Raw genomic sequence first — 26,778 nt, 5'->3', positions numbered from 1 at the left:
AAGTTATTTAACCGACATTCTTCACCGACAAGTATTGCTTCCTGCTCTTGCCAAGCCAACCCTCCATTCAAACACGCTAGGATCGATCTAGAAAAATCAATTGTTTAACCCACAACCCCAGGAGACTCTTAAATGTTTCTCGATGAACTGACACCAGTATTCAAAGAATTCACCAAACACCCAGCAGCTTTCTTAGGCGGCTTTGTCTCTGGCATCCTCCGAGTCAACTTGAATGACGATCCAGTTAAAAGCTGGCTCGACGCGGAAGCTGGGATTACCTCCTATCCCTCCTCTACCACAAACAGTGATAACGGCAGAAGCAGTGGCCCTCAGTCAATTTCTATTGACTAACTCTCAGTAGTGCTGAGTCCTGAATAATTAGTGTTATTTGGACTCAGCACTATTAGAGTTCTTGTTAAATGTCATAGAAAATCAACATTAAAAAAGCTGCAACTGTGTAGGCTAGATGACCTTGCACAATAAAATTAGTAGGCTATGATAGGACGAAATATAAAAGTTCAGCCCTATCAATGGTTGGGTTTAGTACTCGTTTAGCCGCACTTGTAGGCTTGGGTCATAAAATTTCATCATTGGTAAATAATGCTTGACCTTGATTTATAGTTCGCGTCTGACCATGTAAAGGTTCTGAACTTTAGTTCCTCTTTCAGCCTTATACATCGACATGACCATTTACATTGGAAACCTGTCTTACCAAGCTACGGAAGAAGATTTAAAAGCAGTCTTTGCAGACTACGGTGCTGTCAAGCGAGTTTTGTTGCCGACAGACCGAGAAACAGGACGTATGCGAGGATTTGCTTTTGTTGAAATGACAGATGATGCCCAGGAAGAAGCCGCCATTTCCGAATTGGATGGCGCTGAGTGGATGGGACGTCAGCTAAGAGTTAATAAAGCACGACCGAGGGAGGACGATCGCAGCGGCGCGAAGCGAGCTAGATTTTAATTAGTTATTAACGCTTTGGTAGAACTTTACAGATTAGAACCCTTTTAAAAGGGAACTAAATTTGTAAAGAGCAAGTGTGCGATCGCCTAACCCCCCTTATAGAACCCATTTGACATCTAGCTATGGGCTAAACGCTTGAGTATTAGCCTGATGAAACAAAGATTAAGCTTTGCAGTGGCATGGCTAAGAGTTCTCTCAAAGTTCTTGACTAAACTCTTGCAGCGTTCCATCCAAGCATTCGAGCGCTCGATCACCCATCGAGTTGCGACCACGACGAATCCGGTTTTTCCAAGAGCGGCTTTTTCAGCTTTTGTGGGCTTTGGCGAGAGTTCAAACCGAATCTTCGTCATGATCTGCGGGTAGAGGTCTTGCAGAGCGGCAGTAATCATTTCTGGATGATAGCCATTGTCCAGCAGAATCGTAATTTTCGGGATGTTGACTGGCTTTGCGCGAAAGTAATCGAGGTTCTGGCTCAACATCTCGATTAAGCCCATGTCATCGGAGACATTAGCTTTCGTGCAGTGGGTAAAAAACGGAAAACCTAACGTATCCACTGCGAGATGTCGTTTGATGCCATTAGTACATTTGTAAAAGCAGAAACCTTTAGACTTAATACTAGCGTTGCAGGTATTTTTCACGGCTTGGGAATCGATCATAAGCAACGTTGTCCACTGAGCTTTTTTTTCACTTGTTCACGCACTTGTCCATGTAAGACCCTCATCAGGGCAACGATGACTCCTGCCTCCCGCCACTGCTTGTAATGCCAATAAACGGTTGAGTAAGGCGGTAAATCTTTCGGCAAATCTTGCCAGTTGCAGCCGTTCTTGAGTTGATAGAACATCCCATCCAAGAGCTCTCGTTTCGTCCAGTTACAAGGTCTTGTCTGCTTCTTAATCGGCAAGAGCTGGAGCAGTAGAGGTTCAAGGATTTCCCATTCGGCGTCTGTAAGGCTGCTGGAATACGGCATGATTAGCTGCATATGGCTTTGGCGCTACTTTAAGGGCACATAGTCAAAGATGTCAAATGGGTTCTATAAAGGGGGGCTAAGAAAAAGGTGCAAAAAGTTGCGTTTATTAGTCATTGGTCATTGACACAGAAAACAAAGGACTAATGACATAAATTTCAGTCTCCAAGGCAAATTCCTAAGCCTCTGGCAGTTTTGACCAGAGTATCATGGGGATCTACTGCCCTGTATTGTCCAATTGCTTCAGCAATTGGTACGCTGACAATTTCGCGGTTTTGCCAGGTGACAACTTGATCGTACTTGCCATCGGCAATCAAATCGACTGCCGCCACGCCAAAGGCTGTCCCCAGTAATCGATCCAGCGACGAGGGGATACCGCCGCGCTGAACGTGTCCTAATACTGTGACGCGAGTTTCGGCACCGCTAGAGATAGAAATTTGCTCTGCCAGGTACTGACCAATTCCGCCAAATCGACATTCCCCAAATCGATCCATATTTTTAACTGGATTACCTTCGAGTGTGCAGACGGCTTCTGAGACAATGACGATGGAGAAGTTTTTTCCTTTCAACTGGCGATCGCGTATTTTGTCACAGACCTTTTCCAAGGTGTAAGGGATTTCTGGGATCAAAATAATATCAGCACCGCCAGCAATCCCAGCATTCAGGGCGATATGACCAGCATCGCGCCCCATTACTTCCAAAATCATTACCCTGCTGTGGCTGGCGGCGGTAAAATGCAGCCTGTCGAGTGCTTCTGTCGCAATATTAACTGCGGTATCAAATCCGATGGAGCGTTCGGTGCAGCCAACATCGTTATCAATGGTTTTGGGAATGCCTACTAAGTTGATCCCGCCTTGGTTTGCCAATCGCCGGAGAAGGGCTAAACTGCCATCGCCGCCAATCCCAATTAAGGCTGATAAACCTAGTTGATGATACCCAGAAATAATTTCCTCAGAGCGATCGCGCAAACTTCCATCTTCCAGAGGAAACGCAAAAGGATCGCCTTTATTTGTCGTCCCCAGAACCGTTCCGCCCATCGTTAGTAGACGGTCTACCTTGTCAATGTCAAGAGTAATAACTTCCGGCGGACTGCTCATCAACCCTAGGGTAGACCGACAGATCCCCAGCACCTCCCAGTCATAGGTGCCAACTGCACGGTGGACTACTGCCCGAATTACAGCGTTTAGTCCAGCACAGTCTCCACCACTGGTAAGGATTCCAATGCGTTTTTGTCCCATCTTGTTCTGATAATTGCGATCAAGAGGCGATATTAAACTGATTTTGCTTGCAGAGTTGTCTTTTCGATAAAAAAGTTGTCTAAAGATTGATTTCTTTAGTTGATCTGAAGTTAAACACCAACCTGGTAAATGGCTCCCTAAGATAGAAGGTAAGGCGACCGGGCCTTGATACTGTTGGGGCAGTACCTGAAATTAACTGCCTCTGTTAATAAAGCGTTATCGATAGGGAGGAGGAAACACATGTCCAACGTGGATCAGCCTTTCATTCCGGAACAAGCCCTGGATCGCGACTGCATGACGTTATCTCGTCACGTTTTGCAGCAACTGCACAGCTTCGGTGCAGAAGCACAGGATCTCAGTGCCATTATGAATCGCATTGCCCTGGCGGCAAAGCTGATTGCGCGGCGGCTCACGCGAGCTGGTTTAGTCGCAGGAGCCTTGGGATTTACGGGCGAGATGAACGTGCAGGGAGAATCCGTCAAAAAGATGGATGTCTATGCCAATGACGTATTTATCTCGGTATTTAAGCAAAGCGGTTTAGTTTGCCGCTTGGCTTCCGAGGAAATGGAAAAACCATACTATATCCCCGAAAACTGTCCAATTGGTCGTTATACCCTGCTTTATGACCCGATTGATGGATCGTCCAATGTTGATATTAATATCAACGTTGGTTCTATCTTCGCAATTCGCCAACAAGAGGGTCTGGACGAAGATGGCACGGCTAGCGATTTGCTGCAAAATAATGGACGCAACCAAATCGCCGCAGGTTATGTGCTATACGGCCCCAGCACAATGCTGGTGTATTCTATCGGCACGGGAGTTCACGCTTTCACACTAGATCCCAGTTTGGGCGAGTTTATCCTGTCGAGTGAAAATATCCGCTTGCCAGACCACGGATCGATTTACAGCGTCAATGAGGGTAATTTCTGGCAGTGGGAGGAACCACTGCGAGACTACATCCGCTACGTCCATCGTCATGAAGGTTACACCGCCCGTTATGGTGGGGCGTTAGTGGGGGATATTCACCGGATTCTATTCCAAGGGGGTGTTTTCCTCTATCCTGGGACGGTGAAAAAACCGGAAGGCAAATTGCGCCTGCTGTATGAATCTGCTCCTTTAGCGTATTTGATAGAGCAAGCGGGTGGTCGAGCAAGTACGGGAACCCAGGAGATTTTGGATGTAGTGCCAGAAGCACTACACGCGCGATCGCCTTTGATTATTGGTAGCAAAGATGATGTCGCCTTGGTGGAGTCTTTCATTCAGGATCGGGCCAGGGCTGCTGAAGAAAGAGCTGTTAGAGAGCGATCGCGCATACCTCAGTGAAGTATTTCCTTTTTGAGAAATCCTTTTTCACAGCAGGCTTCAAACCTGCTCAGAGAGAACATTATTTCTCTAAAACTACAACGACAATTACTAGGAGTCAAAAAAAATGACAGAGATGACAGAGATGCCAAACAATCATCTACTAGAAATTAAACAGTACGGTCAGAGTATCTGGATGGATAATCTGACTCGCGACTTGATTGAGAGTGGCGAACTCAAAGATATGGTGGAAAATAAGGGGATCTGCGGGATCACCTCTAATCCAGCCATTTTTGAAAAAGCGATCGCAGGTAACGCAATCTACGATGCTGATATTGAAGCTGGAATTCGCGAAGGATTGCCAGTTGAGAAAATTTACGAAACTCTGGTTTTTGAAGATATCCGCAATGCTTGCGATATTCTCCGACCTGTGTATGAAGCATCCGATGGGCTGGATGGTTACGTTAGCATTGAAGTACCGCCAACTATCGCCCACGACACCCAAGCGACGATTGAGGAAGCCCGACGCTATTATCAAGAAATTGGTAAAGATAACGTCATGATCAAGATTCCTGGCACAACGGCGGGTTTGCCAGCAGTTGAGCAAGTAATCTCCGATGGAATCAACGTCAACGTAACTTTGCTATTCTCAACTCAAAGCTACGAAGAAACAGCTTGGGCTTATATTCGCGGCTTAGAAAAGCGGGCGGCTGAAGGCAAAGACATCAGCAAAATATCGTCAGTGGCGAGTTTCTTCCTCAGCCGTATCGATATCAACATTGATGCACGGATTGATGCCAAGCTGAAAGCCGGGGTGGATAGAATAGAGAAAAAGGCAGAACTCCAAGCCATCAAAGGGAAAATAGCGATCGCTAACGCCAAAATCGCCTACCAGAAGTACAAAGAAATTATTGCAAGCGATCGCTGGAAAGCTCTGTCAGAAAAAGGTGCAAATGTCCAGCGGTTATTGTGGGCTTCCACCAGCACCAAAGACCCCAGCTACAGCGACGTGATGTATGTTGATGAACTGGTTGGGCCAGACACGGTAAACACCTTACCACCGAACACCATTGAAGCCTGTGCCGACCACTGCGATGTTGCATCTCGCATTGAAACAGGAGTAGAAGAAGCCTATAACCTCATAGAAAGTCTCAAAGATCCCGACATCGACATTAATCTAGACGAAGTGATGGATGAATTGCTTGTCGAAGGAATTGAGAAATTTGTGAAGCCTTTTGAATCTCTAACAGCATCCTTGGAAGAGAAGATCAAACATCTGCAACCTGTGTAACTGGGTAATAGATAATAGGTAATTGGTAATGGGTTGGGCAACTCATTACCAATTAATAATCCTTCAATTAGTAATTAGTAATTAGCAACATCTATGGCCACACTGCTAGAAAATCCCTTGCGCGTTGGGTTGCGGCAGGAACGGGTACCAGAGCCGCAGATACTGATAATATTTGGGGCATCAGGCGACTTAACAAAACGCAAGCTGGTGCCAGCGATTTATCAGATGAAACGCGATCGCCGTATGCCGCAAGAAATCACAGTTGTAGGCGTAGCGCGTCGAGAATGGAGCCACGACTACTTCCGAGAAGAGATGCGTGAAGGCATCGAAGAATTTGGCGGTGGCATCGGGTCGGATGAATTTTGGCAAGACTTCGCCCAAGGTTTATACTACTGTCCCGGTGATATTGATAAGCCAGAAAGCTACCAAAAACTAAAAACCTTCCTTGCAGAACTCGACGGTAAGCGGGGAACGCGGGGAAACCGGGTATTCTACCTGTCTGTGGCTCCGAAATTCTTCCCAGAAGCGATTCGTCAACTGGGTGCAGCAGAAATGCTAAAAGACCCAGAAAAAACCCGCTTGGTAATTGAAAAGCCTTTTGGACGGGATTTGAGTTCTGCCCAATCGCTCAATCGAGTAGTGCAGCAGGTTTGCAAAGAAAAACAAGTTTACCGGATCGACCACTATCTAGGTAAAGAAACTGTTCAGAATCTCTTGGTTTTCCGGTTTGCCAATGCAATTTTTGAGCCACTGTGGAATCGCCAATTTGTCGATCACGTTCAAATCACAGTCGCAGAAACTGTAGGCGTGGAAGACCGAGCCGGGTACTATGAAACAGCTGGTGCTTTGCGGGATATGCTGCAAAACCACCTGATGCAAATTTTCTGCCTCACAGCGATGGAACCCCCAAACTCGCTAGATGCTGACAGTATCCGCACGGAAAAGCTGAAAGTTCTTCAGGCAACTCGTTTAGCGGATGTGCATAACCTGGAATTATCAGCAGTAAGGGGTCAATATTCCGCAGGCTGGATGAAAGGGAAACCCGTCCCAGGCTACCGGGAGGAACCAGGAGTTGATCCCAACTCCACAACGCCCACCTATGTGGCCATGAAGTTTGCGATTGATAACTGGCGCTGGCAGGGCGTACCCTTCTATCTGCGGACTGGCAAGCGTTTACCCAAGAAGGTTAGCGAGATTTCTATCCAGTTCCGCGAGGTGCCGTTCTTAATCTTTCAATCTGCCGCCCAACAAGCTAGTCCCAACGTGCTGACTATGCGTGTTTACCCGAATGAGGGAATTTCCCTACGCTTTGAAGCGAAAATGCCGGGGCCAGATTTGCGTACTCGCACCGTAGATATGGACTTTAGCTACGGTTCTTCTTTTGGTGTCACTAGCTCTGATGCTTACGATCGCTTGTTAGTGGATTGTATGCTGGGCGACCAGACTTTGTTCACCCGTGCCGATGAAGTGGAAGAAGCTTGGCGGGTGGTGACACCAGCCCTCTCAGCGTGGGAGGGATTGACTGGCCCGGCTTCAATTCCCCAGTATGAAGCGGGAACTTGGGAACCAGAGGAAGCAGAACACCTGATCAATCAAGATGGTCGCCGCTGGCGAAGACTATAAGGGGGACTAGGGACTGGGGACTGGGGACTAGGTAAGATTCTGAATTCCCAATTCCCCAATCCCCAATTTCCCAATTAACATTAGCAACTGATAACTGAGCTATGACAACACAATCTCCTCCCGTTGTTTCGCTACAAGCACCTAAAGATATTTCCCTGAGTGATATTGAAGCGGAACTAAATCAAATCTGGGAAAGCTACAGAGAGAATACTGCAAATGGCGATTCGCCTGCTGCCGCTAGAGCCACTACGTTTACATTTGTAGTTTACGAACCCGAAGAAACCCAACACTTGTTAGCTGCTTTGGGATTTTACACCGGGCCAATTGATGGCATCGCTGGGCCGCGGATGAATTCAGCCTTGAAGGATGCCCAAAAAGCGTATGGACTGCCTCGTACTGGGAAGGCGGATGCTGAAACCCTAGCCCGACTGCGGGAAGACTTGGCTCATAGACGCTCCTCTGGTGCTATAAAAGACGCTCAAAGGAATGGAGAGACACAAGCAACGTTGAATGTCACAGGTTACGGAGTTGCGGATGCGATCGCTGCCTCAAATCCCTGTCGCATCATTGCCCTGTGTCCCCACTCCGGCATGGACGAAGGCGTAACCGTCCAAGTCTCTGTATATTGCCCGATGAACAAGCAAAGTAACAATACGTTGCTTTGTTGCGAATACATCACTCTAAGCGGCACCGCCGATGCCCTAGAACGCATCGGCGGCATAGTGACAGCATTACTGATCGGCGATTTACCTAAGTTTCTCTGGTGGAAAGCCACACCCGATCCCCATAATGCTTTGTTCAAGCGACTGGCATCAGTTAGCAATTCCGTAATCGTTGACTCTTGTCAATTTGGCGAACCAGAAACCGATTTATTGCGAGTACATACTTTGGCGGAACAAGGTATCCAGCTTACTGACCTTAACTGGCGACGGTTGGCAGCATGGCAAGAACTGACGGCCGAGGCTTTCGATCCCCCAGAACGCCGTGCTGCTCTCACAGAAGTCGATAAAGTGACGATAAATTATGAAAAAGGCAATCCCGATCAGGCGCTGATGTTCTTGGGTTGGCTGGCAAGTCGTCTCCAGTGGCATCCAGTATCCTATAAGCGCGAAGGCGGCGATTACGATCTGAGATACTGCTCGTTCGTGACTGCTGACCAACGCCCAATAGAAGCTGAGTTAGCAGGAATTCCCACCGCTGATTGGGGCGAAATTCCGGGTGATTTGATTGCCTTGCGGATGAGTTCGACTAACCTGGATGCTGACTGTTGTACAGTTCTGTGTTCGGAAACTAGCGGTTGTATGCGGATGGAAGCTGGGGGTGGCGCGCAAGCTTGCCGATTTGAGCAGGTAGCGCCTCTGACTGATCAAAAGGCTGAGACTTTGTTAGGTCAGCAGTTGCGCCGTTGGGGTCGCGATATGCTTTACGAAGAAAGTCTGGCGGTCACGGCGGAAATTATCAAGATGAATAAAGCTAATAGCTAATGGTTAACTATTAGCTATCCTTCAGTTAGCAGTTAGCAAACATGGCTTTAGTAATCGCAGGCGATCGCAGTGGGGTGGGCAAGACGACAGTCACGCTTGCCCTACTGTCGTCTTTGTGTCGTCGGGGTGAAAAGGTACAATCTTTCAAGGTTGGGCCAGATTACATAGATCCGATGTTTCATCGGTACGTTACAAATCGTGCCTGTCGGAATTTAGATCCGGTGCTGACATCGGAAACTTATGTGCAGGAATGTTTTGCCCGTCATACTCAGGCGGTAGAGTACGCCTTGGTAGAAGGGGTGATGGGGCTTTTTGATGGTGTGGAGGGGACTGGGAACTCGAAACTGGGAACTGGGCAAGATTCCCAATCTCCGGTCACTTTTGCAAGTACGGCTCACGTTGCGCGGCTGTTGGATTTGCCGATATTGTTGGTGTTAGATTGCAGCCGGTTGTCGGGTTCGGTGGCTGCGATCGCGCACGGTTTCCGTTCCTTTGATCCCCGTCTCAAATTCGCGGGAGTAGTTTTAAATCGAGTCGGAAGCGATCGCCACTTGCAACTTCTTCGAGATGCCCTGGAACCTTTGCAATTGCCGATTTTAGGTATTCTTCGCCGTCAAGATAACATTACCATTCCTGATCGGCATCTTGGTTTAGTCCCTACAGCAGAAGTGTCCCATCTGGATGCTTTGATAGATCGACTTGCCTACTTGGGCGATTGCTTTGACTGGGAACGCTTGTTACCGTTGCTGCAAGTGGGAACCTCTCCCCAACTCCGACCCGAACTTCAGACACGGGCAAGAGGTAAGGTAAGATTGGCAGTTGCCCGCGATCGCGCTTTTAGCTTCTACTACGAGGACAATCTAGAGAGTTTGCGATCGCTTGGGGTAGAACTGGCATTTTGGAGTCCGCTGACCGACGACAGCCTACCAGAAGGCATTCAGGGGATGTATTTTGGGGGCGGGTTCCCGGAAGTTTTTGCCCAGCAGTTAGCTGACAACACAGTCGTCCGGGATGCAGTCCGAAAAGCCATCTTAGCCGGAATGCCCACCTATGCCGAGTGCGGCGGTTTAATGTATTTGTGTCAGCAGATTGTATTTGAGGGAAATTCTTCCCCAATGGTGGGAGTTTTGCCTACTACAGCCGTTATGCGATCGCGTCTGACATTGGGATATCGGCAAGCCGTAGTTTTGCAAGACAGTCCCCTACTACCCGCAGGTACAACAGTTTGGGGACATGAGTTTCACCGTTCCCAGTTAACTCAGGAACCAGTTGCACCTCTATTTCAGGCACGAGGTCGCGATCCGCACAGTTCAACCACAGTCGAAGGATGGTTGCTGCATCAGCTTCATGCTTCTTATGTCCATATTCATTTTGCTGGCTGTCCGGATCTTCCCGCCAGATTTTTAGAACATTGCGTGAGGTTTTCTCCAGCCGCAACGGACGCGATCGCCAACTAACGAAGCATCACAGAAAACTTTCTCTTGTTCTACTCAGCACTCGCCATTTTCCAGTCAGCCACCCTAGTAAGTATCACCCTCCCCTGCCCTATTGCGTTCAGCTGTTGTAAGCTTTAGCTAACAAAAGCTACCCTCTTTCGGACAGCCAGTATGTCTTCTGAACAGTTCCAAGCAGCACACGACAGCATCTATATCACTGGTAGACTACTCTTACAATACCTTCAAGAAATTCAAGCGGAGCGTCTGGCTAAAGGAAACGATACCAAATGCTTACAAAGTGTTGAGGAAGACATCACCAAAGCGCTATACGCTTTGAAGGAACACAACTATCAACTTGCAGTCATTGCCCCAACTAAAACAGGCAAAAGTACCTTTCTCAATGCCATAATTGGTGCAGATATTTTAGCAACTGAAGCCGCCGCTTGTACCGTTTGCCGTACAGATATCCGACATATTGATGTTGGGCAAGTGCCTAGATTTTTAGAGTATAGAGAGGGGAAAAGACAACCTGTTGTTATTGCTGAAGGTGACGGTGCAGAAATTCACCAAAAATTTCTGAAACGTACCCAATATATTCGCACTCATAACAATCCCGACCATACCATTCGCTTTGAAATAGAGTATCCTATCGAGGCTATTAGCGCCCTCTCATCCCTGGCTGGATTTACTCTCATTGATACCCCTGGCGTAGCTAATGGGAATTGGGAATATCATTATTCCACAGAATTAAAGCAAATAACGTTGGAATCATTGCGAAAATGCCATGCTATTTTGTTTATTTTAGATTACACCTCTTCTACAGAAAGTTTGATTTCAGATTTGCTTCGTGATGTCATGGAGAACCAAAAAAATATATTACCTGAAAAAACGGAGAATATTTACTTTATTTTGAATAAAGCTGATAAAACAATAGATGTAAATACAGGAAATAATGACTTTATAAAAAAACTTGAAGTAGAGTTAGCTGGCTTTGGACTCTCTAACCCAATAATCTATCCTGCAAGTTCTAAAAAAGGACTATTAGCGAAACTGATTCAAGGAGATACAGCAGCTAACAGTCATACCAAAGAATTTGTTAAATTGTTTTTGGGTGAATATCTCGAAGAAAATGAGGACGGTGAAGTTAGAGTTCCCCAACCCATAGAGATTGCGTCGAAAGCCTTAAAAGATAGTGGCATAACAACTATTCAAGAAACAATAATTCAAAACCTTACTAAAAATTATGGTTGGAATCTTATAAGTGATGTTTTGGCAAAACTAGATAAAGCTGCCAAGGCAATTGAGGATTCTCTAAATACCGAACTAAAAGTTTGGGGTATGGAAATTGAAGCTTTTAAAAATCAGGTGAAAGAATATAGAGAAAAATCTAAATTTGTAACTAAAAAGATTGATTTAGTTAAAAACTTTTCAGAAGGAAAAAAGGAAAAATTAATTACTAAACTTACATCTGAAATAAACATTTTTGCTGAGAATGCTAAAAACGAGATTCAAAAAGAAATTGAACGACTTGCTCATCTAAATACTGAAATTGGAAATACAACAACAGATTTAAAGGTTACTCAGAGTAATGTTAACCGGGAAATCACAAAGATTCCTTTTTTAGGCGAATCTTCAATATTTGTCATAAATGAAAGAAAAGCTACTTTCGTAGAAGCTATAAAACGAGCAGTTGTTAATCTATTTAATAGTAATACTGATAATCCCCATTCGCAAGTCTATAAACTTAGAGTTGCTACCAGGGAAGATGCTCAAAATATTCGACGCGCTGTAAACGAGTTCTTCGGTTCTCAAATTCAAAGCTGGTGGATAGACACGCAAGATCAGCTTATCAGACAGGGAACGCGCAGTAGAGAGGAGTTGGTGCAAGAAATACAAGAGCAAGCCCAACAAATATCCAATGAAATAACTACTTCTATAGAAAAAGCTTTGAAAATTGAATTGAACATTAATTGCATTCAGTTTCCGAGTTTTGAATTTTTAGGCATTGATACAGAAATTAAATCTCAGCAAGAGGTATATGCGAGGCTAGAAAAAGAAACTATAACAGAAAGCGATCGCACTGCTTCAACTAATCTATATCAAGTCGATATACCCTTTGAAGATAAGGGCGATTTTTTAGAAATTGACTTATACCAAATAGCAGCGGAAGTTAAGCTGAAGATAGATGAACAGGTTTCTATAAATCAAGAGATTTTCAAACAAGTTATTGAAAGACAGATCGTAGCAGATTTTCAAAGTGCAGAGAAACAAATTAAGGACTACATTGAAAGATTCAAAAATGAATTTAACTATCTGGTGAGCGAAAGAGAAAAGCCAGAAGCCGATACTAATGAAATTTTAGTAAATCTTCAGGCTCAAAAAAAGCAACTAAATGAATATTTGTCGGAATTGAATTCTATTAGGGAATCTTTGAATAGCTGGAAGCCTGTATAAATAGTTGTGTTGGGTAGGGAGGGAATGCGATCGCACTCTCTTGTTCCTCTCTTGTTCTTCGCGTCTATAGCGCTAACGCGGTTTATCCCCCTAAATTACCAGCCTTACTCAAATCCCCATCCTGAGTTTCTGCCCGATAAACACTCAACTTGTTATTTAATTCGCGGATGCGACGGGAAAGTAGACGAATGATATTCACAGCAATTCCCGGAGTTTCATCGATAGCATCATACAATTGCAGCTGCGTCAACACCAGACAATCGCAGGATTCCAAAGTCGTAACCGAAGCCGAACGCGGTTCAGCATCAAACAGAGACATTTCCCCAAAGCAAGTACCCTGATCCAGTTGCGCCAGATCGCGATCGCCCAGATGTACCCTTACTCTACCTGAGACAACAATATAAAGCGATCGCCCTTCTTGTCCCTCGGTAAAAATGGTATGCTGCGCTGGAAAAGAAAGCTCATCCATTACAGAAGCCAGCCGCACCAGAAAATCATCCCGCAATTCTTGGAAAAGTGGGACACCCCGGACAAATAATAGGCGCTCAACGCTGGTTAACATAAATTTAATATTTTGTCAATAGCTAATTGCTAATTGTCAATTGCAATTAGCCATACTTCCATTAGCATGAACTAATTATTTCAGCTCTGACATCATCTGCTCAACTTGGGCGGCTACAAGGCGGTCTGGGTCATTTTTCAGCACGGGTAGCATTTCTGCCAAAGCGCGCGGCGAAGCTGCTTTTAGATAAGCCAGAACCGCCTCTCGCACAAAACCTGTAGGATGGCGCATACACACCAGCGTTTGTTCTGGCGTGAGACTCCATTTTGCCTGACGTGCCACATGAAAACAACAAGCCAAAGGCCAGTCTGACAGAAAGTGGCGTAATTCTAGCAAACGACGCAAGCGATCGCTCTTAGTCATCGGCTTATATGGCACCATTTCCGCCAAACTTTGCAGTTTTTCGCCTTCTGGTCGTCGGTCGAGAATTACCACAAGATTTCGCTTTCTGGCAATATCCAAAGTATTATCCAAAATTTCCAACCCCAAAGCGATATTAGAAGGCGAATCAGACTGAAGATTAAAAGCCGCAGCTTGAATAGAATTCAACGGATAAAGAAACTTCATCAACAAAAAACACCGCTCCACCACATCTGACTGCTCCTCTAAAAGCGCCCGTCGCAGCAAATCCAGTGCTGAATAAGTCTGGTCTATAGCCGATTTGAAACTATTAGATTCAGGAATCAGCACTCGTTCCTCAGAACGGCTTAAATCTTGAAGTGCAGCATACAGTTGCCCGATAAACAGCATTTCCTGTTCAATTAAGGTTTCCACACCACTGCGTCCTAATCGGTCGAGAACCCCCTCAATTCCGGCTTCATTAGGCATCTTCAGCAGAGTGCGGAGAATGTTGCGTCGCGTTGTCCCCCAACCCGTTTTCAGGTGAGCCACCAATTGATTGAGCGCTTCTGGCGTGCCAATCTGACCAAGGGCGACCCAAGCTTGTAGCCGCGCCAAATCTGGCTTATGGATATCTTCAGCCAGTTCAACCAGCATCGGTATTGCTTCATCACCTAGACGCACGAGGGCGCTAATTGCGGCTTCGCGGGTAGACTTGTAGTAAAGTCCCCGCACCAAAGCTGGATAATATTCGTTTAAGTGAGTTGATGCGATCGCTTCGAGTAAGGCACAGCGCACCCGCAAAGACTCATCTTGCAACAAACTGGGAATATAAAGTCGCAACCCCTGCAAATAATCCGCCTCCGATAGCGCCCGACAACCCATAACTCGTTCCCGTTCCCGTTGATGGGTTAGCATCCGTCGCACAGTATTAGTAGCCTCCGCTTTCTCCGTAGGCGTACCTCGGCGTAAAATCAGGGCAGCAGCAGTTCCTCGCACTACTGGGTCTACACCTGGGCGAAGATAAGGCTGTAACTGCCCTATATCCGGCTCGTCTTGAGTTATCCAAACATAGCGCAGAGCCAGAGCAAGAACTTCAGGATTAGGTTTTTGGGCAATTAAATCCTGAACTGGGTCTAAATAAATCTGACTTGGGTTTAGCAGCATTGCTTCCAGGCTCTGACGCTGCAAGGACGGTGTGAGGTGAGTCAGCAGCGGAGCGAGGACTTCCCCAACGTCCTCCAAGTCTATTTGGCACAACAGTTCTATACAAGAGCGTTTATCGGCTTCCGTTCCTGGTTTCTCTAAGGTTTCGATGATGGTACGCTTGAGAACCCGCAAATCCACATCCGAGACGCTCAAGCGTTCTCCTTGGGCGCTCTGAACCAGTAAGCCGACATAGGTTGACCGTAACAGCCAAACTATGAGTAACCACACGAGAGCCACAATTAAGATGGCGGCGACAAACACCCAAGTTTGGAGATACTGTAATGTGTTCTCCGACAGGTGATGAAAAACAAAAGCTAACAGGCTGATGACACCTAAAATCGCTACTCCAGTAAATCCGGTGGAGAGAGATTCAGCAATACCCCGCACCTGAGCCATAACCGAGCTGCGGATGTTGTCTGGGAGAGGTTGGAACAGAACAGGGCCAATAGCAGCAATCAGAGTGTAGCGTAGTAATTCGTCTATGAATTTCAGGCAGATTAGACCAATAAAAAAATTGCCTATGCCTGTGAGGGAGATTAAGCCAAGGATAGCGATCGCTCCTGGTAATAACATAGCAGCGACAAATACCCCTAGTCGCTCTATGGCACGACTAGAAATAAACCACTGCGTCCCCAGTTCGCACAATCCCACAATCCCACTAAATAATCCTAGGAAGCTGGCAATTTGCTTACTGTCCAACTTCAGCTCTAATTGACTGAGATATTGGAAGTCTATTAACAGGTACAAAATCTGCCCAACCACGAAGAAGCCAAATAGCGGAATTGCGTATCGCTGTAGCGGCCCTCGGAGGCGGCGCGAGGTAAAATCTGTTTCTTGGGCAGCACTACCTCTATAAGGAGCAGCAGGGAAAGCTTGGCTATAGCGCTGGGTAAGATAAAAAAGGCTTGTGGCTCCCACTCCCATCATCAGGGCGGCGACTATAGAAACATTATTCAGCCCAACTGTGGCGACAATGAACGGGAGAGAAAAGCCGCTGACGACATCTGCCACTAAAATGCCGCTACTAATGAGCGGATAAGTGCGTTTAATTTCCCGAATATTAAATAGTTGATTAGCTGTAATGGAGGTGTTGATGTCATTGAGGACGTTAATAGCTTCCACCCACAGGCGCATCAGAAAGACGATAACGCCAGACAAATAGACAATACTCAACCCCACGCGAAATAGGAGTAGGGGGGCGACTGCAAGAATAGCAACTACGACAATTACCGAGCGCAAGGGCAGAATCTTTTGCATCCAAGAATACACCACCCCCAGCCCGGAACCAATCCCTGCCGAGAGAATATAAAACAAGGGCAGGGATTCTGCTCCATACTTTTCGAGAAATAAAGCGACGGTGCTGGCTTCTGCCCAGATTATCCCCACCGAGGTTGTGGTGTAGAAGGCGAACATCAGTAATGTTCGCTCTCCTTCTTCTGGGCGGAGATTCACCCACTGGAGGAATCCCCGTCCCCAGTCGGACCAAGACCAAGTGCGATTGTTCAGTTTCATGCCGCTCAAGGGAGAAGTCAGTTTTAGGAGGCGATTGATCTGGGCAACAGCTTTATTATTCCCACCCAAATACTTCACCCGTACAGGCAGGATATAAAAGCTTACCCCCATTCAGGAGCGAGGAGTCAGGAGGCAAGGTTTTTCTTATGGATTTTGTCCCCTTGATTCTGCCTCCTGTATTTTGTCTCCTCTATTCTTGATGGAGGTTATTGCCACCAGTTCCAGACTTTTAGTCTATCCTTTGGTGACTGTTGTCAGTCTCCTGACTTCTTCTTTTAGGCTATTTTTTTGGAGACAGCAGCATCATCATGTTGCGACCTTCTTTTTTGGGAGCTTGCTGCACTTCCGCCAATTCCTGCAAATCTGTCGCCATCCGTTGCAGCAGTTCCTCGGCCAAATCGCTGTGTTGAATTTCTCGACCTCGAAAGGTAATCGTAGCTTTAACCTTATCTCCCGACTTCAGAAAGCGCTCGGCTTGATTGACGCGCACTTGATAGTCATGCTCCTCAATCTTGTAGCGCATCTTCACTTCCTTGACATCCGCCGTATGCTGATTTTTCTTGGCTTCCCGCGCTTTTTTCTCTTGCTCGAACTTATACTTGCCGTAGTTCATAATCCGGCAAACGGGTGGCTCTGCCTTGTCGCTCAGCAAAACGAGATCCAGCTCTTTTTCTTCGGCAATGCGTAGAGCCTCATTCGGTGCCATAATACCCAACTGCGTGCCATCGGTATCAATGACACGAATTTGGGGAAAGCGAATTCTTTCGTTGATTTGGGGTAGATCGCGCGTGCGTCTTTTTTCAATCACAGGCATTAGGTTATTTTTGCTCGGTTAATTGTAATGGTAAGTAAGTTAGTTTGTCCAAGTAGCAAGCTTGCCGCCAGAGCGATCGCCTCTGACAAAATGCTCAGGAGCTGTTTTCAATTCAATGAGAATGAACCCAAGCTTTGCGCTCCTTGTATTAGCCATTCTACTTAGTCTGATATGGTTTCTGTCCAGGGTTGTAATTTAACTTTCAATTGAGCTAGGCACTTGTTGCCAATCTGAGAACTAAGGTCTAGAGACGGCAACCGGGAGAAATCCTCCCCGCACAAAGGCTGAAAGCTTTACACTCCATAGCTTTTATAGCTAATCCGCTAGTATCACTGCCAGAGCGATCGCTCTTTTAGCTTGCCTTTTTTCCGCCGTAATCAAATTATCCTCGATCTGAATTTTAAACAGCAACCCGCTGCAAACCTCTAAAATAGAAGTTAAGAAACCAAAATAGTAAACATTTCTTAACTTGAGGCAAATGCGATCGTGACCCAGCATTGGCAGCATCGGATTGGCAGTCAGCGAGACTGGGTTTGGCGAGGTTGGCAGACTCGCTATACCTACATCCGTGTATCTCAACCAAGTCAGATAACAACCCCGGTGTTGCTGCTGCATGGATTCGGGGCTTCTATTGGACACTGGAGACACAATCTAGGGGTCTTGAGCCAATCCCACACAGTTTATGCCCTGGATATGCTGGGATTTGGAGCTTCCCGGAAGGCCCAGGCAAATTATAAAGTTGACCTCTGGGTAGAGCAGGTTTATGATTTCTGGCGCACTTTTATTCAGCAGCCAGTAGTGCTAGTGGGAAACTCGATTGGTTCGCTGGTTGCTCTAGCGGCGGCGGCGGCGCATCCGGAGATGGTGCAGGGCTTTGTGATGATGAGTTTGCCCGATCCGACGATGGAGGAGGAGGCGACTCCCAAGTTCTTACGACCTTTGGTGGCGAGTGTTAAAGGCGTTGTGGCATCGCCCCTAGTGCTGAAAAACGTTTTTTCTGTGGTTAAGCGCCCGTCTTTCGTCCGCAAGTGGGCAAGCCTAGCTTATTCTAACCCGGAAGCTATCACCGACGAACTGGTGGATATTCTCGCAGGCCCTGCCCAAGACCGGGGTTCTGCTGCGGCATTCTGTGCCATCTTTAAGGCGATGACTGGGACACAGTTTGGCCCTAGTGTCACCAAGCTGCTGCCAACCTTAAATGTGCCTATGCTGCTGATTTGGGGCCGTAAAGACAAGATGATTCCCTACAGTCTTGTACATCGCTTCAACAACCTCAACGCAAGGCTCCAGTTAGTTGAGGTAGATGCAGGTCACTGCCCCCACGATGAATGCCCCGACGAAGTTAATCAGCTGATCCTCGACTGGCTAGAAACTCTAGCTACATCTAAAACTGACTCTACTACACCGCAAAAGCAGTTGACTGCTAGAGAATAACACCGGCTGTAACTTTTGCCAGGTAGCGCAGGAATAATGCCTGCGCTACGCATGATAAATGCGCCCAGGATAAGGGCAGGTTGGGTTGAACGACTAAGCAAAACCCAACAAATGCCTATATTTAGATTGGGTTTGTATCCTTCAATCCCACCTACTTTTGTGAAGAGGATTACTCTAGCTACAATCTAACCAATGGTGACTTGATTGCTTTCAACACCCGTGGCACCTTCCACACTGCGGGCGACCGATACCATTTGAGAGAGAATTTGCTGACTGGGAACTTTTCCTTTTAAAACCACTGTACCGCCAGTCTGCGCTACGTAGAGCGTATCAATATCATCCAAAGACGGGTCTTGGTCAAAAGCCAGAGCAACCCGCTTGGCAAGACCGCTTTGGTCATATTCCCCATTTAATCCTACTCGCTCTGGGGGAATTGTCTGGCTGCCACTTGCTGCACCAGCTGCGGCAGGAGCTTGTGCTGTCGGTGCTGGGGTCGCATTGACTTGAGCATTTTGCGGCTTTTCCATCCCAAAAAGTCTTTTTAACCAACCCATAAGTATTCTTACTCCGAACGAAGTTTACTACACCATTATTATGAAAATGACGAATTGATAACATCTCCCAAGGAAAGATTTAAGCTGTTACTGTCGCTAAATCTACAGATATAGGCGTTTTTGTGGACAGGGGGCGCTATGAAGTAACATAAAATGGTGTCCCGTTGCCGCATATTGCGTCAGCATTGCTTTTGCTTAGCGTAACCTTTAGGAAAACTCTGTATTGCAAAGCAAGATTTTGCGCTTCAGCTTCTTTTGTATACAATGAAACACACCCTTTCTGTTTTAGTTGAAGATGAGGCGGGAGTTCTGACCCGAATAGCTGGTTTATTTGCCCGTCGCGGCTTTAATATTGAAAGCCTTGCTGTTGGGCCTGCCGAAAATTTGGGAATCTCCCGGATCACAATGGTTGTACCAGGAGATGATCGGATAATTGAGCAGCTTACTAAGCAGCTCTACAAGTTGGTGAATGTACTTAAGGTACAAGATATTACTGATACTCCGTGTGTTGAGCGAGAGTTGATGCTGCTGAAAGTAAATGCTACCAGCTCGAATCGCTCGGAAGTTGTCGAGTTAGCTCAGATTTTTCGCGCTAGGGTAGTAGATATCGCTGAGGATTCGCTGACCTTAGAAGTGGTAGGAGATCCAGGGAAGTTGGTAGCAATTGTCCAGGTGCTGAATAAATTTGGCTTACGGGAAATTGCTCGTACTGGTAAGATTGCCCTGACTCGCGAGTCAGGCGTTAATACAGAGTTTCTCAAGTCTTTGGAAGCCAAACTTTAAGGGACTGGCAACTTTACCTGTTTCGTTGCCGCTGTTGGACGCTAGGAAGGCGGCCAATATATGCAGGGTTTGAGAAACCCGTTTTCTTAAAGAAAGCGGGTTTCTATCTATGTTTTTCTTATGTCAGCAACTTTAATTTAGTGTTCCCTAAATTAGTTTATAGCCACGGAAACATACTTTAATATCTACAGAATCCGGATGGGTTGGTAGTTACTCGGTATCAAAAGCACTGTATGGAGTGGGCAATCTGTCGTATGCTTTTTGCGGACAATGGTTTCTATATTCTATCTAAAGAAATATTGATTATTCTCTGTTAAAGGCATATAAGATGTGAGCTGGCGAAAGATTAATAAACGATTTTTGATAATTAACAGGGTTCACTTGGGTGCTGAAAATATGTCCTGACATAACAGGGGAGTAAAAAAAACTTTATTTAGCAAATACTGATAATCAGCCAATTGCGGAATCAGAAAATAGACTAAGTATTATTGCTTGTAAGGTTTGTAGATACCGCCACTGCTACAGCACTGGTTGATGACTATTTGCATCGAACGCACAGGCCGAAAATGAGAGCAATGACTGATTTGAGGGAACCAGAAGAGGCATCTGCATACAACGATCGCTCAGTGAGGACATTATTAAGAGCGATCGCACTTTCTCAGGGGTACTTTTCGCTAATCTTGGTGCGCTGCAACTATGCTTCTTTACAAAATCGGATGGTGCAGCAGATACGCCAACAAAATCAGTGTTTGATGCGGGAGCTTATCTTAGCAGATACAGTCAAAACCCTCTACAACCCGATTCTGGAAGCTGTGGGGGAGCAAGGCAGCTCGCAGCTACAACAGGAAATGCCGCCAGCTTTGATGATTTTGGGGTTAGAGTCAGCGATCGCGCTTGACCAGGTGCTGATATCTACCAACTTACTGCGAGATGAGTTTCGCGCTCATTTTCCCTTTCCGATAGTGCTGTGGATTACGGACGCGGTGCTGCAAAAGCTAATCCGGTTTGCGCCGGATTTCAAAAGCTGGGCGGCTTCATCAATCCGCTTTGTGCTGTCCACATCGGAGTTAATGGAATTACTGCAAAATAAGGCAGACTCCTGGTTTGCCAAAGAGCTAAACCTCAGTACCGATCAGTCGCCAGAAAATTTTGCCCTCGCTCCTTGTGTTTCCAACCATCCTCTAGAACTGGAGTCAGCTTTAGAAGATTTGCGCGATCGCGGACAGCAATTAGAGCCAAAATTACAAGCAAGTCTGGAATTTGTCCGGGGATGCGATGACTACAACAGAGATCGGATCGAGTCGAGCATAGTCCATTATCAAAAAAGTCTGGGTTATTTCCGAAGTGACGACTCAGCAGTGAGTTGTCACAAAAAGGCAACTGACAAAAACCGAAAGGCGAGAAACACTTCTTTCCATTCTCGTCTGCGACGCTTTACCATGCTAGGCCTTCAGAACCCCCAGAAAGAGCGAGAGGGTTTACTGCTGTTTTACTTGGGGCGATGTTACAGCCGTTTGGCTAACTTGCGACCAGAAAAAAGCCGCCAACACTGGAACCAATCCAGAGATTATTTACACGAGTGTATTCAGGTCTTTGAAGCGGCTGAGCGTCCAGAACTGGTTGCTAAGTTTATTTCGTCTCTTTGTGAAGTGCTGCAACGCTTAGAAGCTTGGACAGACTTGCAGGTTTTGGCTCAAAAAGCTTTGTTGTTACATCAAACTTATAAATTGTCCCTCCAGCAAGCTCAAGATTATGGCTTTTTGGCGGAAGTTGCTCTTTCTGTATGCAACTGGGAAGAGGTAAATTTGCAAGCAAGGTTTGCACTCTCGACGCTAGCGCTAACGAATTTAGATACAACCTGTCTAGCAATGCCACTCTCCCAGTATGAGAGTTTATATCTATTTCTTCTGGCTCTGTCCCAGCAGCATTTGGGTGAGTGGCAAACTGCTACTGCTGTCAAAAACTTGGAACAAGCTCTAGAACAGTGTAACCATCAGTACGATCCGCATTTGTATATTCGGATTGCCAAAGCTTTGCGATCGCTTTACTTTGAAGAAGGTCATTATCTGCAAGCTTTTCTACTTAAGCAACAACTGCGTTCCATTGAACAGCAGTATGGTTTCCGCGCCTTCACTGGTGCTGGACGCTTACAGCCCCACCGACAAGCTCTTAACCCAAGTATCTCACATGCACTAGAAACGCGAGCTAGAGGATCTGTTGCCCAGGAGATAGCGGCTTCCGGTCGCCAACAAGATGTTAGTCGCCTTATCGAGCGCATCAGCCGCAACGATCGCAAGCTGATTTTAATTCACGGCCCTTCTGGGGTTGGCAAAAGCTCAATTATTACAGCTGGCTTAATCCCCGCACTACAGCTCAAAAGTATTGGCGCTCGCGATGTCTTGCCCGTCGTAGTGCAGGCTTACAGCGATTGGTTGGGGACGCTGAGAAGAAATTTAGCCCATTCTCTTGCTCTCAGGAATCAGAAAGGCGAAGAGGCAAACAGCAGTAGAGAGAGAGAATTATTCCCTTTACCTAGTCAAGAGTTCCCCATTTCCACTGAAATTCTAGAACAGTTGCGACAAAATGCTAACGGCAATCTGTTAACAGTTCTGATTTTTGACCAATTTGAAGAGTTATTTTTTGTTTGTACTAACCCAGCGATTAGACATCAATTTTATGAATTTTTGCGCGACTGTCTAAACATTCCTTTCGTAAAAGTTATTTTATCCCTCCGAGAAGACTATTTACATTATTTATTAGAATGCGAACGACTTAATTATTTAGATATTATTAACAATGATATTTTAAATCAAGAAATTCGTTATTACTTGGGCAACTTTTCTAAGAAAGATGCCAAGCTTGTGATTAAAAGATTAACTGAACGTTCTCCATTTTTTAATTTGGAGCAGCAATTAATTAGTCGGTTGGTAGAAGATTTGGCTGAAGAATTAGGAGAAGTTCGACCTATTGAGTTGCAATTAGTGGGCGCTCAACTACAAGAAGAAGAAGACAAAATCACAACTTTGCAGCAATATCTGCAACTTGGAGCTAACCCAAAAGCAGAACTGGTGGAGAGATTTTTAAAAAAAGTTATTGCTGATTGTGGCCCAGAGAACGAGTCCGCCGCTTGGGATATTTTGTTTTTATTAACAGATAAAAAAGGAACCCGTCCACTAAAGACTCAAGAGGAATTCGCAACTATTTTATCTGTCAAGAAAAAGAAACTAAATTTAATTTTAGAGATTCTTATAGGCTCTGGTTTAGTATTTGTTGTCTGGGATGAGTCAGAAGCCCGCTATCAGTTGGTGCATGATTATTTGGTCGAGCGGATTCGCCACAGATCCGATTTGAACCTGAAAGCACAGCTAGCCAGAAGTGAGGAAAAACTGAATCGAGTTCAGAAACAACAGCTGGGGACGATTGCCGCTGGTATCATAATGGCAATTCTGGCAATTTTGGCTGGACAATTTGCGTGGCGAGCGGAAGCTCAAAGAAAAGTGGCTGCGATCGCGCAAACTAATGCTCAGCTTAGCGCCCTGAGTGCCTCTTCCGAAACACTCTTTGTTTCCCACAAGGAATTTGATGCTTTAATTGAAGCGTTGAGGGCAGGTAAACGCCTAAAAAATGCCACGGGTGTAGAACCAGCGACTCAGCTGCGCGTCTTGTTAGCAATGCAGCGAGCAGTCTATGGCGTGCAAGAGCGCAATCGTTTGGAGGGGCATCGAGATATAGTTTGGGGTGTGAGTTTCAGCCCAGACGGACAAACAATTGCCTCAGCGAGTACAGATAAGACTGTAAAACTCTGGCGACGCGATGGCAAACTACTGAAAACTTTGGGAAACCTTATTGGACACACTGATAGTGTCACCAGTGTAAGTTTCAGCCCAGACGGTAAAACGTTGGCTTCTAGCAGTTTAGACAAGACGATAAAACTGTGGAAAACAGACGGTACTTTAATTAGAACAATTAAAGGACATAGTAGCCCGGTTAATAACGTCAGCTTCAGCCCAGACGGTAAAATATTGGCTTCAGCAAGTGATGATAAAACGGTAAAGCTTTGGAACCGCAGCACTGGCCAGTTGCTGAAGACCTTAAAACATAACAGCAAAGTTACTAGCGTTGTTTTCAGCCCGGATGGGAGGTTGTTAGCTACGGCGAGTTATGACAAAATCATTAGCATTTGGGATATTTCCAAGCAAAAGCTAGAGCAGCCTGAAAAAATTTTGCGGGGACATCAAGGTAAAGTGACTTGCCTGAATTTCAGCCTGGATGGGCAGCTTTTGGCTTCGGCAAGCGATGACAAAACGATAAAACTTTGGAACAAAAGCGGCGAACTGGTTCAGACGCTGGCAGGACATACTGACTGGGTATTTGGAGTTAGTTTTAGTCCCGATAGTCAGAAGTTAGCTTCTTCCAGTAATGATAATACGGTGAGAGTTTGGCGGCGTGACAGTAAGGCCAAGTTTGAAACCCGTTCCTACAGAATTCTTAAGGGACACAGCGATGCTGTCACCAGTGTATCTTGGTCGCCAGATGGTCAGACTTTGGCTTCTGGTAGCTACGACAAAACTGTTAAATTCTGGCGACTTAACGATATGTCGCGCATTGTTTTAAAAGGACATAAGGATCATGTGCATGACATTAGTTTCAGCCCAGATGGTCAGACTTTAGCTTCTGCTAGTCAAGATAAAACGGTAAAATTGTGGGACAAAAGTGGATTGTTACTCGGAACTTTGGTGGGGCATAAAGACCGGGTACTTAGTGTTACTTTTAGTCCAGACGGTCAGTTGATTGCTTCTGCTTCTCGCGACAAAACGGTGAAAATTTGGAGTATATCGGGTAAGCTGCTTTTGACTTTAAACGGGCAGAATGGACATAAAGATTGGGTTTTGGATGTGGCTTTTAGTCCTAATGGTAAGATCATTGCGTCTGCTTCTCGCGATAAGACAGTGAAACTTTGGGATGTTTCTGGTAGGCTGATTAAAACTTTGAAAGGACATAGCGATCGCGTTAATGCAGTTGCCTTTAGTCCGAATGGTAATACACTGGCAACTACCAGCGATGATAATACTATCAAACTCTGGACATCTGATGGCAAATACATCCAAACCCTGGCTGGGCATAATGGCTGGGTCTTGGATGTAACGTTTAGTCCCAATGGCCAGCTAATCGCGTCAGCTAGTTATGATAATACTGTAAAACTTTGGCGCCGGGATGGATCTTTGTATCGAACTTTAGAAGGGCATACTGATAGCGTTTCTCACCTTAGTTTTAGTCCAGATGGTCAGATTTTGGCGACGACTACTTGGGAAAATACAGTACAATTGTGGCGGCTTGATGATACTTTGATTAAAACTCTTCAAGGTCATAGTGGCCGCGTTACAAGCGTCAGTTTCAGTCCTGATGGTAAAGCACTTGCTTCTGCTAGTCAGGATCAAACAGCGAGTATCTGGAATCTGGATTTAGATAATCTCCTGTTGCACAGCTGTAATTGGGTGCAGGACTATCTGACTAATAACCCGAAAGTTCGAGCAAGCGATCGCTTCCTTTGCAATAGTAATTAGGAAATATATACCCACAGCACTTTAGTTTTGATGTTCCACTTACAAAGCCGTGACTACCCTTGGAGAAGGCGAAGCGCCTACAGTAAGGCATTTTTACTAATAACTATGTATAAACTAATAACTAATGACTAATAACTAAAAACTATGGCAAACGTTCGCTTACAAGGCATTACGCGCAGATTTACTAATACCACTGCCATTGAGAATATTACCTTTGAGGTGCCTGATGGACAATTCTGGGTGATGGTGGGGCCTTCTGGTTGCGGTAAATCGACGATTTTGCGAACGATTGCTGGTTTGGAAACTGCCACTGGCGGTAATCTCTACATCGGGGATACTTTGATGAATGGCGTCCCAGCTAGGGCGAGGGATGTGGCGATGGTATTCCAAAATTATGCGCTTTACCCGCACATGACGGTAGCGGAAAATCTGGCTTTTGGTCTGAGGATGCGCTCTTTTGAGAAGAAAATGGTTCGAGAACGGGTGGAAACGGTAGCGCGATCGCTCGATATTTCCCATCTTCTGGATCGTAAGCCTAAGCAACTTTCTGGAGGACAGCAGCAGCGAGTAGCGTTGGGGAGAGCGCTCGCACGTCAACCCCAAGTATTTCTCTTAGATGAACCACTTTCTAATTTAGATGCTCAGTTGCGAGATGATACCCGGGCGGAACTCAAGCAGCTACATCAAAAAGTGGGAATTACTACTATTTATGTCACCCACGATCAGGTAGAAGCGATGACTTTAGCCGATCAAATTATAGTGCTAAATCAAGGTCGAATTCAGCAAATTGGCGACCCTCAAAATATTTATGCCAGACCTGCTAATCGGATGGTGGCGACGTTTTTAGGTAGTCCGCCGATGAATATTTTATCTGCGACCTACACGGGTGAAGTTTTTCAGATAGGCAACGAATCTTTACCTTGTTTGTTTGCGCTTCGCAATAAGTTAAAACTCCCTGAAGGGAAAACTTTTGATTTGGGAATTCGTCCAGAGCATATTTGGATTAACGAACCGCAAACGCCCCCAGAAGATAAGGAATATGGACAGTTAGTTGTTGAGGTGCATGTTGTTGAACCTTTGGGGAGGGAGATTCTAGTTCGTGGGCGTTTGCCGGAATCTGCTGTTGTGGTGAATTTTCAGGCGGGTGCAGATTGGCGGGGTCGTCCGGGCGATCGCTTGACCATCCAACTCGACCTGAATCAGCTGTTTGTCTTTGACTCCACCACTGGCGACACTCTCTATCCTTAGAAAGTT

20 protein-coding genes are annotated in these 26,778 nt (G+C 45.9%); 12 read left to right on the top strand and 8 right to left on the bottom strand.

Annotation, left to right across the window (positions count from 1 at the left end; all coding sequences use genetic code 11):
- Positions 1 to 132 precede the first annotated feature (132 nt).
- Together NDI42_RS11405 and rbp are read left to right on the top strand one after the other, a co-directional pair.
- Positions 133 to 351 (top strand): ssl0294 family protein, encoded by a 219-nt coding sequence (locus NDI42_RS11405; protein ID WP_190451646.1) that lies wholly within the window; start codon positions 133 to 135, stop codon positions 349 to 351.
- A gap of 331 nt (positions 352 to 682) precedes the next feature.
- Positions 683 to 961, top strand: a complete 279-nt coding sequence (gene rbp, locus NDI42_RS11400; protein WP_190440810.1) for an RNA-binding regulator — start codon at positions 683 to 685, stop codon at positions 959 to 961.
- Positions 962 to 1,077: 116 nt separating this feature from the next.
- Here the strand turns inward: rbp and NDI42_RS11395 are convergent, their stop codons facing one another.
- The 3 genes from NDI42_RS11395 to NDI42_RS11385 form a co-directional block, all read right to left on the bottom strand.
- Entirely contained in the window at positions 1,078 to 1,617 is a 540-nt protein-coding gene (locus tag NDI42_RS11395; protein WP_190451644.1) for a transposase, read from the bottom strand.
- Positions 1,614 to 1,928 (bottom strand): transposase, encoded by a 315-nt coding sequence (locus NDI42_RS11390; RefSeq protein WP_190451642.1) that lies wholly within the window; start codon positions 1,926 to 1,928, stop codon positions 1,614 to 1,616. Before NDI42_RS11390 ends, NDI42_RS11395 begins: the two co-directional genes overlap by 4 nt.
- 155 nt (positions 1,929 to 2,083) lie before the next feature.
- Positions 2,084 to 3,163 carry an ATP-dependent 6-phosphofructokinase gene (locus NDI42_RS11385; RefSeq protein ID WP_190451641.1) on the bottom strand — a complete coding sequence of 360 codons (1,080 nt, stop codon included), beginning with the start codon at positions 3,161 to 3,163 and terminating at the stop codon, positions 2,084 to 2,086.
- A 240-nt stretch (positions 3,164 to 3,403) separates the two neighbouring features.
- Between NDI42_RS11385 and fbp the strand changes: the two genes are divergently transcribed.
- The 6 genes from fbp to NDI42_RS11355 all read left to right on the top strand — a co-directional run bounded on the left by fbp (position 3,404) and on the right by NDI42_RS11355 (position 12,753).
- Positions 3,404 to 4,486 carry a class 1 fructose-bisphosphatase gene (fbp, locus tag NDI42_RS11380; protein WP_190451639.1) on the top strand — a complete coding sequence of 361 codons (1,083 nt, stop codon included), beginning with the start codon at positions 3,404 to 3,406 and terminating at the stop codon, positions 4,484 to 4,486.
- Between the two features lie 124 nt (positions 4,487 to 4,610).
- The gene (gene tal / locus NDI42_RS11375) at positions 4,611 to 5,756 is read left to right on the top strand and encodes a transaldolase (RefSeq protein WP_190451725.1); all 1,146 of its coding nucleotides are present in this window, start codon (positions 4,611 to 4,613) and stop codon (positions 5,754 to 5,756) included.
- Between the two features lie 93 nt (positions 5,757 to 5,849).
- Positions 5,850 to 7,379 carry a glucose-6-phosphate dehydrogenase gene (zwf, locus tag NDI42_RS11370; protein WP_190451637.1) on the top strand — a complete coding sequence of 510 codons (1,530 nt, stop codon included), beginning with the start codon at positions 5,850 to 5,852 and terminating at the stop codon, positions 7,377 to 7,379.
- A 101-nt stretch (positions 7,380 to 7,480) separates the two neighbouring features.
- Positions 7,481 to 8,863: a glucose-6-phosphate dehydrogenase assembly protein OpcA gene (gene opcA / locus NDI42_RS11365; RefSeq protein ID WP_190451635.1), complete on the top strand. Its 1,383-nt coding sequence runs from the start codon at positions 7,481 to 7,483 to the stop codon at positions 8,861 to 8,863.
- A gap of 41 nt (positions 8,864 to 8,904) precedes the next feature.
- Complete coding sequence (locus NDI42_RS11360; RefSeq protein WP_190451633.1) at positions 8,905 to 10,320, top strand: cobyrinic acid a,c-diamide synthase CobB; 1,416 nt, start codon at positions 8,905 to 8,907, stop codon at positions 10,318 to 10,320.
- Positions 10,321 to 10,470: 150 nt separating this feature from the next.
- Positions 10,471 to 12,753 carry a dynamin family protein gene (locus tag NDI42_RS11355; RefSeq protein ID WP_190451632.1) on the top strand — a complete coding sequence of 761 codons (2,283 nt, stop codon included), beginning with the start codon at positions 10,471 to 10,473 and terminating at the stop codon, positions 12,751 to 12,753.
- Between the two features lie 82 nt (positions 12,754 to 12,835).
- On the opposite strand, the gene NDI42_RS11350 is transcribed toward NDI42_RS11355, so the two are convergent.
- The 4 genes from NDI42_RS11350 to NDI42_RS11335 all read right to left on the bottom strand — a co-directional run bounded on the left by NDI42_RS11350 (position 12,836) and on the right by NDI42_RS11335 (position 17,696).
- Positions 12,836 to 13,315, bottom strand: coding sequence for a Crp/Fnr family transcriptional regulator (locus NDI42_RS11350; protein ID WP_190428204.1), 480 nt, complete (start codon positions 13,313 to 13,315; stop codon positions 12,836 to 12,838).
- A gap of 75 nt (positions 13,316 to 13,390) precedes the next feature.
- Complete coding sequence (locus NDI42_RS11345) at positions 13,391 to 16,375, bottom strand: HEAT repeat domain-containing protein (RefSeq protein WP_190451723.1); 2,985 nt, start codon at positions 16,373 to 16,375, stop codon at positions 13,391 to 13,393.
- 280 nt (positions 16,376 to 16,655) lie between these two features.
- A complete protein-coding gene (gene infC, locus NDI42_RS11340) occupies positions 16,656 to 17,189 on the bottom strand; it encodes a translation initiation factor IF-3 (protein ID WP_190440785.1) in 534 nt (177 codons plus the stop codon).
- Between the two features lie 315 nt (positions 17,190 to 17,504).
- Positions 17,505 to 17,696: a hypothetical protein gene (locus tag NDI42_RS11335; RefSeq protein WP_348231402.1), complete on the bottom strand. Its 192-nt coding sequence runs from the start codon at positions 17,694 to 17,696 to the stop codon at positions 17,505 to 17,507.
- On the opposite strand from NDI42_RS11335, the gene NDI42_RS11330 reads away from it, so the two are divergent.
- Positions 17,676 to 18,623 carry an alpha/beta fold hydrolase gene (locus NDI42_RS11330; protein ID WP_190451630.1) on the top strand — a complete coding sequence of 316 codons (948 nt, stop codon included), beginning with the start codon at positions 17,676 to 17,678 and terminating at the stop codon, positions 18,621 to 18,623. The two genes, NDI42_RS11335 and NDI42_RS11330, sit on opposite strands and share 21 nt — an antisense overlap.
- Positions 18,624 to 18,808: 185 nt before the next feature.
- Here the strand turns inward: NDI42_RS11330 and NDI42_RS11325 are convergent, their stop codons facing one another.
- A complete protein-coding gene (locus NDI42_RS11325; RefSeq protein WP_190451628.1) occupies positions 18,809 to 19,177 on the bottom strand; it encodes a BON domain-containing protein in 369 nt (122 codons plus the stop codon).
- A 264-nt stretch (positions 19,178 to 19,441) separates the two neighbouring features.
- Between NDI42_RS11325 and ilvN the strand changes: the two genes are divergently transcribed.
- The 3 genes from ilvN to NDI42_RS11310 all read left to right on the top strand — a co-directional run bounded on the left by ilvN (position 19,442) and on the right by NDI42_RS11310 (position 26,772).
- Entirely contained in the window at positions 19,442 to 19,960 is a 519-nt protein-coding gene (gene ilvN, locus NDI42_RS11320) for an acetolactate synthase small subunit (protein ID WP_190428195.1), read from the top strand.
- Positions 19,961 to 20,526: 566 nt separating this feature from the next.
- Positions 20,527 to 25,524 carry a WD40 domain-containing protein gene (locus tag NDI42_RS11315; protein ID WP_199310983.1) on the top strand — a complete coding sequence of 1,666 codons (4,998 nt, stop codon included), beginning with the start codon at positions 20,527 to 20,529 and terminating at the stop codon, positions 25,522 to 25,524.
- Between the two features lie 144 nt (positions 25,525 to 25,668).
- A complete protein-coding gene (locus NDI42_RS11310; RefSeq protein WP_190451626.1) occupies positions 25,669 to 26,772 on the top strand; it encodes an ABC transporter ATP-binding protein in 1,104 nt (367 codons plus the stop codon).
- The last annotated feature ends 6 nt before the right edge of the window (positions 26,773 to 26,778 follow it).

It is taken from the genome of Funiculus sociatus GB2-C1, assembly GCF_039962115.1.
In the GTDB taxonomy this organism is placed as follows: Bacteria; Cyanobacteriota; Cyanobacteriia; order Cyanobacteriales; family FACHB-T130; genus Funiculus; species Funiculus sociatus.
The sequence above is the reverse complement of the archived record's forward strand: the minus strand, read 5'-3'. Positions and strand labels throughout refer to the sequence as shown.